This window comes from Streptomyces sp. NPDC048462 (genome assembly GCF_043200175.1).
Classification (GTDB): Bacteria; Actinomycetota; Actinomycetes; order Streptomycetales; family Streptomycetaceae; genus Streptomyces.
Genome location: NZ_JBICXG010000009.1, coordinates 31,033 through 43,138, shown reverse-complemented (window position 1 = coordinate 43,138; position 12,106 = coordinate 31,033). Strand labels below are relative to the sequence as shown.

General features: G+C 70.6%; 7 protein-coding genes. 3 read left to right on the top strand and 4 right to left on the bottom strand.

Going from position 1 to position 12,106, the window contains the following annotated elements; all coding sequences use genetic code 11:
* Window positions 1–3 precede the first annotated feature (3 nt).
* From ACGFU6_RS17200 to ACGFU6_RS17190, 3 genes are all read left to right on the top strand, one after another.
* Complete coding sequence (locus tag ACGFU6_RS17200; protein WP_393611633.1) at window positions 4–1,428, top strand: carbohydrate ABC transporter permease; 1,425 nt, start codon at window positions 4–6, stop codon at window positions 1,426–1,428.
* Window positions 1,425–2,348, top strand: a complete 924-nt coding sequence (locus ACGFU6_RS17195; protein WP_393611632.1) for a carbohydrate ABC transporter permease — start codon at window positions 1,425–1,427, stop codon at window positions 2,346–2,348. The genes ACGFU6_RS17200 and ACGFU6_RS17195 overlap by 4 nt, the downstream gene beginning before the upstream one ends.
* A gap of 373 nt (window positions 2,349–2,721) precedes the next feature.
* The gene (locus tag ACGFU6_RS17190; RefSeq protein WP_393611631.1) at window positions 2,722–4,896 is read left to right on the top strand and encodes a CDP-glycerol glycerophosphotransferase family protein; all 2,175 of its coding nucleotides are present in this window, start codon (window positions 2,722–2,724) and stop codon (window positions 4,894–4,896) included.
* A 69-nt stretch (window positions 4,897–4,965) separates the two neighbouring features.
* Here ACGFU6_RS17190 and ACGFU6_RS17185 read toward each other — a convergent pair whose 3' ends face one another.
* The 4 genes from ACGFU6_RS17185 to ACGFU6_RS17170 all read right to left on the bottom strand — a co-directional run bounded on the left by ACGFU6_RS17185 (window position 4,966) and on the right by ACGFU6_RS17170 (window position 12,051).
* Window positions 4,966–5,340 (bottom strand): hypothetical protein, encoded by a 375-nt coding sequence (locus tag ACGFU6_RS17185; RefSeq protein WP_393611629.1) that lies wholly within the window; start codon window positions 5,338–5,340, stop codon window positions 4,966–4,968.
* Between the two features lie 70 nt (window positions 5,341–5,410).
* Window positions 5,411–6,925, bottom strand: coding sequence for a methyltransferase domain-containing protein (locus ACGFU6_RS17180; RefSeq protein WP_393611628.1), 1,515 nt, complete (start codon window positions 6,923–6,925; stop codon window positions 5,411–5,413).
* 82 nt (window positions 6,926–7,007) lie between these two features.
* Entirely contained in the window at window positions 7,008–8,159 is a 1,152-nt protein-coding gene (locus ACGFU6_RS17175) for a glycosyltransferase family 39 protein (protein WP_393611626.1), read from the bottom strand.
* Window positions 8,160–8,517: 358 nt separating this feature from the next.
* A complete protein-coding gene (locus tag ACGFU6_RS17170) occupies window positions 8,518–12,051 on the bottom strand; it encodes a CDP-glycerol glycerophosphotransferase family protein (RefSeq protein WP_393611625.1) in 3,534 nt (1,177 codons plus the stop codon).
* Between the last annotated feature and the right edge of the window lie 55 nt (window positions 12,052–12,106).

Here is a 12,106-nt window from a genome sequence, read left to right as displayed (position 1 = left end):
GGGATGACGACAGCCGCAGCGGGGGGCGCCGACAAGGCGCCCTCCGCCGACACCGGATCCCGCGGCGGGACCTCGGTACCCGCCCCCAGGAAGCCCGGCTCCGGGCAGCCGCCCGTACGCCGGGTGCCCGGCCGCAGAAGCGTGACCGGTACCCGAAGGGTCATCGCGGCGCTCTTTCTGCTGCCCGCGCTGGTGCTGCTCGGCGCGCTCGTGGTGTATCCGATCGTGTACTCCGTCTACCGGTCGTTCTTCGACCAGGCGGGGACCGGATTCGCCGGACTCGACAACTACAAGGCCCTGTTCACCGACGACACCATCCTCACCGCGATCAAGAACAACGCGATCTGGGTCGTCCTGGCACCGACCGTCTCCACCGTGCTCGGCCTGATCTTCGCCGTGCTGACCGAACGGATCCGCTGGGGCACGGCGTTCAAGCTGATCGTCTTCATGCCGATGGCGATCTCGATGCTCGCCGCGGGCATCATCTTCCGGCTGGTGTACGACCAGGCGCCGGAGCGCGGGGTCGCCAACGCGGTGGCGGTGGGCGTGCACGACACGTTCTCCGCCTCGACGGGGTTCCCCAAGGCGCATCCGCTGCCCGTCCACCCGCTGAAGGCGGCCGGCGGCGGTTCCTTCGTGACCAAGACGCCGGTCCGGGCCGGGGAGCCGGTCCAACTGCCTCTGGTCGGGGTGGCGCCCGCGAAGATGCCCGGCGACGCGAAGCCCGCCCGGACCCCCGCGAAGGCGGCCGACGGGAAGATCACCGGCACCGCCTGGCTGGACTTCACCAAGGGCGGCGGCGGCAGGCCCAACGTCATCGACCCCAAGGAGCTGGGGCTCAAGGGCATCAAGGTCGAGGCCGTCAAGGACGGCGACGTGGTCGCCTCGGCAACAGCCGGCGCCGACGGCACGTTCACCCTGCCCGCGGCGGCGGACGGCGCCGAACTCCGGCTCCCGGCCTCCAACTTCAGGGAGCCGTACAACGGCGTCGACTGGCTCGGACCGAGCCTGGTGACGCCCGGCATCATCGGCAGCTACGTCTGGATGTGGGCGGGCTTCGCCATGGTGCTGATCGCGGCCGGCCTGGCGGGCCTGCCGCGCGAACTCCTCGAAGCGGCCCGGGTCGACGGGGCGAACGAGTGGCAGGTGTTCCGCCGGATCACGGTGCCGATGCTCGCCCCGGTCCTCGCGGTGGTACTGGTGACGCTGATGATCAACGTCCTGAAGGTCTTCGACCTGGTCTTCATCATCGCGCCCGGCTCCTCGCAGGACGACGCGAACGTGCTGGCGCTCCAGCTCTACCGGTCCTCGTTCGGCACGGACGCGGACCTCGGGATCGGCAGCGCCATCGCCGTACTCCTGCTGCTGCTGGTGGTCCCGGTGATGCTCTTCAACATCAGGCGGATACGGAAGGAGGGGCGCCGATGACGGCACCCACGGCCACGGCCCCGCCCGCCGGGGCGGGCGACGCCCCGGACACCGGCTCGGCGAAGGCCGGACGGTCGCTCGGCGCCCGGATCGCGGCACGGGCCGGCGGCGGCGTGATGCGGGTCGTCCTGATCCTGGTGGCCCTGTTCTGGCTGATGCCCACCATCGGGCTGCTGCTGTCCTCGCTGCGCAGCGCTGACAAGATCGCGGCGACCGGCTGGTGGAAGGTCTTCACCGTCCCGTCCGAACTGACCTTCGACAACTACCAGCGGCTGCTGGACAATTCGACGATCACCGATTCGCTGTTCAGCACCATCATGATCACCGTCCCGTCGACCGTGCTGGTCGTGGTGATCGGCTCGCTCGCCGGATACGCCTTCGCCTGGATGGAGTTCCCGGGCCGCGACTGGTGGTTCCTGGTCGTGGTGGGGCTGTTGGTCGTCCCGGTGCAGGTGGCGCTGATCCCGGTCTCCAAGCTCTTCGGGACGGTCGGCATCTTCGAGACGACCTTCGGTGTGATCATCTTCCACACCGCCTTCGGACTGCCCTTCGCCATCTTCCTGTTGCGCAACTTCTTCGCGGAGATCCCGCGAGAACTGCTGGAGGCGGCGCGGCTCGACGGAGCGGGCGAGATCCGGCTCTTCACCCGGGTCGTGATGCCGCTGGGCGGTCCGGCGATCGCCTCGCTCGGCATCTTCCAGTTCCTCTGGGTGTGGAACGACATGCTGGTCGCACTGATCTTCGCGGACTCCGACTCGCCGCCGATCACGGTCGCACTCCAGCAGCAGGTAAGGCAGTTCGGCAACAACATCGACGTACTGGCGCCCGGCGCCTTCGTCTCGATGGTGATTCCACTCGCGGTGTTCTTCGCCTTCCAGCGCCAGTTCGTCTCCGGCGTCATGGCGGGTGCGGTCAAGTAGCCGCCGGGCGTGATCCACGCCATCCCGGGGCATGCGCGTCAACCTCCCGGGGCATGCGCGTCAACGCGGGGCAGTCCGACCGGGCACCATGGACTGCCCCGTACGCACGCCCGGGATGCCTCGGCCCGCCGGCGGCGATCCCACGATTGAGTGGTCCCGTGCGCCGCACGGATGTCCAAGGTTCACTCAAGGGTGTGCGTAGTATGACAAGTGGGGCCTTCATGAGCCGCGCGGCCGAGCACCGCGGCCGCCCACCGGGGCCCGGCCCCTGCCTCCCCGCTACCACACCGTTGCCAGCCCCCTGCCCGTCCCGCTGGGCGCTCCGCAGTAACCTGTCTGCGCCCCAGTACGCACAGTCCGAGAAAGAGTCTGTATGCCCCGGCTGAGTGTCATCATCCCCGTCCGCCGCGCCCGAGGAAGCCTGCGCGAGTGCCTGGAGTCGGTGCTCTCGCAGTCCTTCACGGACATCGAGGTGATCGGTGTGGATGACGGCGCTCCGGACGGCTCGGGACTCGTGCTGGACGAGTTCGCCGCACTCGACGGCCGGGTCCGGGCGATCCACCTGGCCGAGGGCTCGGGAGCCCACGGCCGGCGCAACGCGGGCGCCGAGCGGGCCACCGGCGACTACCTCCTGTTTCTGGAGGGTCACTACATCTACCTGCCGGACGCGCTGCGGGAGATCGTGGAAGGGCTGGACGCCGCCGGTGACCCCGACGTGCTGGTCTTCGGCCACCGCAAGCGCCCGTTCCGCGGCAAGACCCGGACGACCCGGTCCCTGGAGCTGCTGAGCGGCATGCCGGCGGGCCCGCACACCCTGGCCGAGCGCAAGGACCTCCTGGACATCGCGCCCGTCTCCTGGAACCGGGCGGTCCGCCGCACCGTCGCCGAGCGCGAGAGCCTGGCCTTCGGGCCCGGCCCGCACGGTGAGCGCATGTACGCGCTCCTGACGCTCGCCGTGGCCGGTTCCGTCGCCACGCTGGGCACCGCCTGTGTCGAGCACCGCCAGCAGCGCTACCTGCCCGGCCTCGCGGACGAGGCGGAGCCCACGGCCGGCTCGACGCCGCTGGAGCTGGTCGACGCCTACGCGGAGCTGATGACGGCCGTCGAGGCGCGCCCGGCCCTGAGCCCGGTGCGCGGGCTGCTCTTCGACCGCGCCGTCCAGGAGCTGCTGTCGGCGTACCCGTCGGTGACCAAGCGCCGCAGGCAGTACGTCAGCGCCGTCGCCGCCTTCCACAGCGCCCACCATCCCGACGGGTTCAAGTTCCCCGGCGGCGCGAAGGGGCTCCGGCCGCAGCTGATGAGCGGCGGGAAGTACGCCGCGCTCGGCGCCCTGGACACCGCGCTGGCCACCCGCCGGAGCCTGCGCTCCGCGCCCACCACCGCGCGGGCGAAGGCGAAGAAGTCGTTCACCGCGCGCTACTACAAGGCGCAGCGCAAGCTTCCGCTGGACCCGAAGCTCGCCGTCTACGCGGCCTACTGGAACCGCGGCGTGAGCTGCAACCCCGAGGCGATCTACCGCAAGGCCCAGGAGCTGGCCCCCGATGTGCACGGGGTCTGGGTGGTGTCGAAGAACCAGGTGGACTCGCTGCCGAAGGGCATCGACTACGTGGTTCCGGGCACGCGCCGCTACTGGTCGGTGCTGGCCCGTGCCACGTACTTCTTCAACAACGTCAACTTCGCCGACCACCTGGTCAAGCGCCCCGGTCAGATCCATGTGATGACGCACCACGGCACCCCGCTGAAGATCATGGGGATGGACCAGCAGAACTACCCGGCCGCCGCCCAGGGGCTCAACTTCGACCGGCTGCTCAAGCGGGTCGACCGGTGGGACTGGAGCGTCTCCGCCAACCCGCACTCGACCGAGGTCTGGTCCCGCGCCTACCCGAGCGCCGCGCGCTCGCTGGAGACGGGCTACCCCCGCAACGACGTCTTCGCGACGGCGACGCAGGAGCAGATCGACAGGATCCGCGAGGGCCTCGGCATCCGTCCGGGGCAGCGCGCCCTGCTGTACGCGCCCACCCACCGCGACTACGAGGCCGGCTTCACCAGCCGTCTCGACCTGGCCCGGTTCTGCGAGGCCGTGGGCCCGGACACCGTGGTGATGGTGCGCGCGCACTACTTCTACGGCGGCGCCGGTCTCCCGGAGAACCCGCAGATCATCGACGTCAGCGACCACCCGAGGATCGAGGACCTCTGCCTCGCGGCCGACGCCCTGGTCACGGACTACTCGTCGGTGATGTTCGACTACGCCCACCTGAACCGCCCGATCGTGGTGCACGCCCCGGACTGGGAGACGTACCGCACGGTCCGCGGCGTGGTCTTCGACCTGCTGTCCGGCAAGCCCGGCGAGACCCCGGGCGCCGTCGCGACGACCACGGACGAGCTGGCCCGCGCGTTCACCGACGGCAGCTGGGACAGCCCGGCGAACGAGGCGCTGCTGAAGGCGTTCCGTGAGCGGTTCTGCCCCTACGACGACGGCCGCGCCGCCGAGCGCGTGGTGCGCCGGGTGATCCTGGGCGAGGAGCCCCGGGCGGCCGAAGCCGCCTGACCACGCCGCGCACTGCGAAGGGTCCGCCCCCGGAGCGCTCCGGGGGCGGACCCTTCGCCGTGCGCGGGCTCAGCCCTGCTGGCCCGCCATGACGGTGGCGAGGCCGACGACCACGAGCAGCGAGCCGCCCCAGGTCCACATCGAGGTCCGCTCGTGCAGCACGGTCGCCCCGGCCAGCACGATCAGCAGGTAGCCGAGCGCGTTGAACGGGTACGCGATGGAGAGCGGCACCTTGGCCAGGGTGGACATCCAGGCGAGGGCGGAGACCGCGAAGACCACCAGGCCGACGACCACCCAGGGGCTGGTGGCGGCCCGCAGGGCGACGGAGCCGCCGTGCTGCCCGGCGGCCGCCGCGGCGCCCTTCATCCCGTGCTTGAGCATGATCTGGCCGCCCGCGGACGAGAACACGGCGAACAGCAGCAGCAGCAGACTGGGAAGGGTCAAGACCTTGCTCCTGACGGGGGCGGCCGGGTTCTCGGACGCGTGGGCCGGGGTGGGTGGGGGGACGGTCGCCTCAGACGCCGACCCGGTCGGCAGGGACGTACTGTCGGTTGAGGATGTCCTGTACATCGACGTGCTCTCCAGCGATGATCGTCTCGGCCGCATGCGGGGTGAGCAGTGCGACGTGCTGATAGCCGAACAGTGTCGGCCGGATCCGGGTCAGCAGCCTCGACAGCCCGCCGAGTACCGACGCGAGCGGGCCGCGCCCGAGCAGCGACCAGAACGGCGCCCCCGTCGAGGCGAGGTCCAGGACGTCGTAGCCCGCGTTGCGTACCGTGCGGCGCAGGCTGGCCCGGGTGAAGAAGCGCAGATGCGTTTCGTCGAGGATGCCCCGGCGGTCGTAGCCGAAGGCCCCGATCGCGACCCGCATCCGTGAGTACCAGTGGCTGAAGTTCGGCACGGACAGCAGCACCTGGCCGCCGGGCCGGAGCACGGTGGCGACCTCGGTGAGCACCCGCTCGGGGCGCGAGAGGTGCTCGATGACGTCCCCGGCGACGACGTAGTCGAAGTCCACGCCGACCTCGGGCGGCAGGCCCTCCTCCAGGTTGGCGAGGTGGAAGTAGGTGCACTTCTCGCGCACCCCGGGCACCTCGACGAAGTCCACCCCGGTCACCTCGTGGCCGAGTGCCTCGAGGCGCTCGGCGAACAGACCGCCGGAGCAGCCGAGGTCCAGGACCCGGCCGGGCGGCAGCTTGCGCATCTTCTCCAGGATGACCGCGTGCGAGGAGCCGTCGCCCTCCTTGAAGGCGTACTCGACGGGCTTCGGGATCCAGGCGCAGGTGCCGAACCCCTTGACCGCCAGGCGGTATTCGATGACGTCCTTGACGACGTCCTTGGCGTACTTCATGCCGTTGACGTAGCAGATCTCGTCGCCGTAGTACGTGGGCACCGGGATCTCCTTGATCCGCATTCCCGCGTCGAGCAGCTGGACGATGATCTGGGTGTCGAAGTCGAAGGCGTCGGTGTTCCGGTCGACCGGCAGCTGCTTCAGCGCCTCGACGCTGTAGGCGCGGTACCCGGAGTGGAATTCGGTCAGCCGCGAACCGAGGAGGCCGTTCTCCAGCCGGGTGAGAACACGGTTGCCGAGCCATTTGTAGAAGGGCATACCACCCTTGAGCGCCTGCCCGGACTTCATCATCCGGGACCCGAACACGGCCTCGCACTCACCGCGTTCGATGGGTGCGACCATTTCGGGGAGCAGTTCCGGGGCGTACTGTCCGTCGCCGTGCAGGAGCACGATGATGTCCAGTCCGTGTGCGGCCGCCAGCGCGTATCCGGCTTTCTGGTTCCCGCCGTATCCGAGGTTCTTGGTGTGCCGCATCACCACGGTCCGCGGCATTCCCTCCGCCTGCGACCAGCGGCAGCCGGCGGTGAAGGTCGCGTCGTGACTCGCGTCGTCGAGAATGAGAATCTCGTCGACCCGGGACCGGAAATCCTCCGGAATCCGGTCGAGGGTCTTCTCCAGCGTTGTCTCCGCGTTGTACGCGACCACCAGGATGCCGATCCTGGGACTCGGGCTTTCCTTCACGGGGCGTTCTCCAGTTGCGCTCGATGCTCGGTGCTGGGGTCGGGAACAGGTCGGTGGGGGGGGGCGGGCCGGGTGCGCGCGGTCAGTTGACGGCGGAGCCGGAACACTGCGAGGTACGGGGGGCGGCGAGCGGCGAGCGCCCGGCGGGGGGCCCCGGAGGCGCGTCAGGACGGCTCGCGAGGATGCGGCGGACGCCGGTGGCGAGGCCGGCCGCGAGGACGAACCAGCCGACGGCGCCCAGCTCCAGGACCGGCTCGCTCCAGCGCACGGCGGAGCGCCCGCTGTAACCGAGTACGGCCGTCAGCCCGACCGCACCGTTGTAGGCGAGCCCTTCCCAGAACCCGAGGACGAACGTTCCGGCGGCCGCCCAGGTCAGGTACTGGAGGCCGGAGGCGGTGGACAGGAGCAGCAGCAGGCCCAGCGTGACGGCGACGACGCCGGGCAGCTGCGCGGGCCGCAGCCACGCGAGCCAGACCCCGGCGGCCACGCAGACCAGCACGAAGAGGAAGTGGCCGCCGCCCTGCATGAACGTGATGACGGACTCCGGCAGCCCGAGTACGTCGGCGAACCGGACGAGCCCCCAGAGGCGGTAGCTGCCGCCCGCGTACTCCAGGACGTTCTCCTTGAGGTGCTGCGGCACGGTCACCAGGACCGGCCCCCAGACCAGCGCGAACAGTGCGCCGAAGCCGGCGGCGAAGCGGACCAGGACGGGCCGGCCGCCGCGCAGCGCGGCGACGAACAGTGCCGGGATCACCACCACCGGAATGAACTTGACGCTGATCGAGAGCGCCGCGGCCACCCCGGCGGCCAGCGGCGACTTCCGGTCGGCCAGCAGATGCGCGGCGGCCAGGGCGAACGCGATGGCGACGGCGTCGGTGTTGCCGTGATAGCCGGAGGTGGCGATCAGGACCGGACTGACGGCGACTCCGACACCGCACAGCACCGCCGTCCACTGGGCGGAGCGCCTGCGGACGATCTCGAACACGAGAATCGCGCAGCAGAAATCGGCGAGGGAGGCGGGTGCCCGGATGAGGGTGGCGAACGACATTCCGAGTTCGGAAAGGCCGTTCAGTGCGAGCAGCATCCAGCCGGCCAGTGGCGGGTGGTTGTAGACGGGAAGTCCGGGCAGCGGGTGTTCGTAGATCCGGACGGGGCCGTACACGGTGACCGCCTTGGCGAATCCCGCGAAAATGCGGACATCGGCCGGGCCCGGCGAATTCGCCGCGATGACCATGCGAGTCAGTAGGCCGGCGGTCGCGGCAATGAGCACAACGGCTCTTGCGCGTCGCACGTCCCAGGATTCGCACCGCATTCGGATACCCATGAAAGCAGAACGTAGCAACCCGGCGACGCTATGCAACGCACCGATGAGCACACTTTTATGGATCGTGGCTCGGATGTGCGGCGAGCCGGCGCAAACACCGAATACACCGAATCACTCGAACGGTTCACACGGTTCGTACAGTCCGTACGTCAGTTTCCGTCCACTGCGGTGCCGCCCCGGGGTTCGTCACACGCCGGTGCCCGGCCGGTACGGGTACCGGCCGGGCACGGGTGCCCCCGCGGGGGCGGCGTTTCGCGCGGGGAGCGGACTACAGCATCCGGTCGACCACCCGGGCGGTCGCGCGGCCGTCGTCGAGGTCGCAGAAGTCCCGCCGAAATGCCTCGTAGGCTTCCGCGTGTCCCGCGATGGCCCGGACCGGGTCGCGCAGGGCGTCGATCAGGTCGTCGGAGCCCGGGATCAGCGGGCCGGGGGCCCGCGTCTCGAAGTCGAAGCTGAATCCGCGCAGCGTGTCGCGGTAGTGCTCCAGGTCGTAGGTGTGGAACAGCATCGGACGGCCGGTCTGGGCGAAGTCGAACATCAGCGAGGAGTAGTCGGTGACCAGCGCGTCGCTGATCAGCATCAGCTCGCCGACGTCCGGGTAGCGCGAGACGTCCCGGACGAATCCGGTGCCGCTGTCCGGGAGCCGGTCGGTGACCATGTAGTGACGGCGCACCAGCAGCACGGTGTCCGCGCCCAGTTCGCGTTCGGCGGCGGCCAGGTCGAGCTGGAGGCCGAGCGAGTAGCGCCCGCCGCCCAGCTGCTGGTCCTCGCGCCAGGTCGGCGCGTACAGCACGACCCGCTTGCCCCTGGGGATCCCGAGCCGCTCCCGTACCGTCTCGGCGACCTTCGTGCGGTCGGCGGCGTGGAAGAGGTCGTTACGGGGATAGCCGCACTCCAGGACCTCGCCCTCGAAGCCGAACGAGCGGCGCAGGACCGGGGTGGAGAAGGTGTTCGGGGAGACCAGGAAGCTCCACTGGCGGGCGCGCTCCCTGAGCGTGCTGATGTAGGCGGCGTTCGCCTGGGCCGTGCCCGCGAGCTCCAGGCCGATCCGCTTGAGCGGGGTGCCGTGCCAGGTCTGGACGACGGTCTGGTCCTCGCGCCGCACGAACCACTCGGGCAGCTGGGTGTTGGTCACGACGTACCGGCTGCGGGCCAGCGCCTCGTGCCAGGCGGCCGAGCCGTGCTCCACGGCGGTGGCGCCCGCGGGGATGACGGCCTGCTGGTCGCGCACCACCCACAGGTGTTCCAGCTCGGTGCCCCTGGAGACCAGTTCCTCGTAGACCGCACGCGGCGAGTCGGAGAACTGGCGGCCGTCGAAGGTGCTGTAGAGCGCCGCCTGACGCAGCGGCGCGGTGCGCTGTACGGCGTAGGCGTCGCTCAGCAGCTTCTTGGCGCGCAGACCGCGCTCGGAGGCGGTGAGCACCGGGGCGGAGACGACCAGGAGCTGGTCGCCGTAGCGCCGCGTGATGGTGTAGTCGCGGCCGGAGAGGGTGCGGGTGGCGGGCAGGGTGCGGAAGGCGGAGGCGGGGATGCGCAGCGCGGTGTCGCCGCTCTCGTCGCCCGCGCCCTTCTCGCGGAAGAAGAAGTACCAGTTGCCCTCGCCCAGCGGGAGCGGGCCACCGGGTCCCTCGACGGCGTCGGGGCGCAGTGCGGCGCGGAAGCGCCGGGCATCGTCGCCGCCGGAGAACTCGACCGGGAAGGTCGTCTCCTCGCGGTGGGCACTGTTCTGGACCACCAGCTCGACGGGGTGTTCGGGGTCCTCGGGGAAGGTGCCCTCCAGGAACAGCTGTCCGTCGTCGGTCCAGCTCGCCAGCTCGACGAAGGGCTGCACGGTGCGGTCGCTGATCTGCAGGTTTCCGCGCGCGCTCGTGACGAAGGCGAGCTCGCGGCGTTCGCCGGTCTCGCCGTCACCGAGCGGGTAGCGGCCGGGCAGCACCGGGCCGGGCACGTCGACCGGCGTCTTCTGGTCCTTGGGGCCGACGAGGTGGACGCTGTAGCCGAGGCTGCTCGGCGTGTCGTCCGCCGGGCGGGCCCCGGTGACGGCCGCGAGCGGGAGCTCGGCGGTGAAGCGGCGCCACCCTGCCGTCGAGGATTCGGTGCCCCCGCCGACCGTGACGGGGACGTCGCAGGCGGCGCCGGTGGCCTTGTGGGTGAGGCCGAGCCGCAGTTCGTCCTTGGCGAGGCGGTCGCGGACCATGCCGGACACCACGACGGTGCCGGCGGTGCCGCCCGCGCGGTGGGTCTCGAACCGGGCGTCGATCCGCTCGGCGTGCAGCACCAGCTTGTCGCCGTCGAAGGCCGGGGCGATGCGGTGGTCCCCGTCCGGCCGGTAGACGGGCGGCGCCACGGTGGCCTCGCGGACGGAGGGGAAGGAGCGGCGCAGCAGGCCGTTCCTGGCGATGCCGATCTCCAGGTTCCAGCTGCGCTGCCTGGGGGTGCCGTCGGCGGCGATACGGAGCTTCGCCGGGTCGATGACCGCCTCGAAGCCCGCCCGGTCGTAGTCGTGCAGGCTCTGGCGGGAGCGCGCGGTGGCCTCCGGCTCGTCGGACCTGCGCAGCCGCAGCGGCACCACATGGCGCCGGCCGGCCCGCAGCCAGCCGATCCGGAACTCGCTGGGTCCCGAACTCACGGGCAGGTTACGGATGTAGGCGTATCCCGTGAGGTGCAGCTTGCCGTCGCGCCACTGCGCGTCCCGCAGCCGGGCGGCGAGCGGGAGGTCGCGGTCGGCCACGCGCAGCATCCGGGCCGGGACCGGCTGCTTCAGTACCGGGTACTCGGCCTGCCGGCGGCGCACGCCGCGTACGGCGAAGGCACCGGGCTCGCGCTTGTCGTAGGCGAGGAGCGCGAGCAGTTCCGCCATGCGGTGTTCGCGCACCAGGTACCACATCAGGCGCAGCCGCAGCGGGAGTCCGTCCAGGACCTTCGGGTCGACCTGGTCGATGAACGCGTTGCAGTGCGTCAGGAAGGCCTCGCGGTACTCCTCGTCGCCGTCGGGGAGCACCTCCATGAAGTACCAGAGGTCGTTGGCGAGGGCGTGCGCCTCGTAGTGGTTCTTGTCGGCGGCCGGGCGGTTCTCCGCGAGGAAGGCGGAGACCCCCTGCACGTGCGTGACGCGGTCGCGGACGCCGCGCACGACGGCCCGGCTGGTGGTGATCGACCCCGGCCGGTCCCGCCAGTGGTAGACGGGGTCCTTCACGATGTCGACGGAGCCGGCCAGGAAGTGGGCCGGCAGCACGACGGGGATGTCCTCGTAGAGCGCGCCGACCGGGAAGGCGAACTCGTGCTTGTCCCAGAAGGAGCGGCGGAAGACCTTGTTGCAGGCGATCCGGTCCCCGAGGAGCTCCGGATCGCGGGAGACGTGGGTGCGCATCCGGGTCGTCGCCATCGGCTTGCGGAACATCGGCGACTGCTGGAGCCTGCCGCCGGCGCGCAGCCGCAGCACGTTGCCGGACGCGAGGTCGGAACCGGTCTCCTCCAGCGCCCCGACGAGCAGTTCGTACGCGTTCGGCGGGATGATGTCGTCGCTGTCGACGAAGGCCAGGTAGCGGCTCTCCGGATCGCAGTTGCGGACACCGGTGTTACGGGCGTGCCCCAGCCCGCCGTTCTGCTGGCTGACCAGCCGGAAGCGGTCGTCCCCCGCGGCGAACTCCGCGGCCAGCGCCGCACTGCCGTCGGTGGACCCGTCGTCGACCATCACCACCTCGAGGTCGGCCATGGTCTGCTCCGCGAGGGACTTCAGACAGTCCGTCAGGAAGAGTTCCACGTTGTAGACGGGGACAACGACACTGAGCCGTGGCGGCATGTGGAGCACGTCCGTTCATCGGGGGCCTGGCTATCCGTATGGCTCAACCGTGAAT

Excerpts from the sequence above, each read along its gene's own strand:
- ACGFU6_RS17200 (WP_393611633.1), top strand. The coding sequence starts at position 4 with ATGACGACAGCCGCAGCGGGGGGCGCCGACAAGGCGCCCTCCGCCGAC.
- ACGFU6_RS17170 (WP_393611625.1), bottom strand. The coding sequence starts at position 12,051 with ATGCCGCCACGGCTCAGTGTCGTTGTCCCCGTCTACAACGTGGAACTC.
- ACGFU6_RS17190 (WP_393611631.1), top strand. The coding sequence starts at position 2,722 with ATGCCCCGGCTGAGTGTCATCATCCCCGTCCGCCGCGCCCGAGGAAGC.
- ACGFU6_RS17195 (WP_393611632.1), top strand. The coding sequence starts at position 1,425 with ATGACGGCACCCACGGCCACGGCCCCGCCCGCCGGGGCGGGCGACGCC.
- ACGFU6_RS17175 (WP_393611626.1), bottom strand. The coding sequence starts at position 8,159 with ATGGTCATCGCGGCGAATTCGCCGGGCCCGGCCGATGTCCGCATTTTC.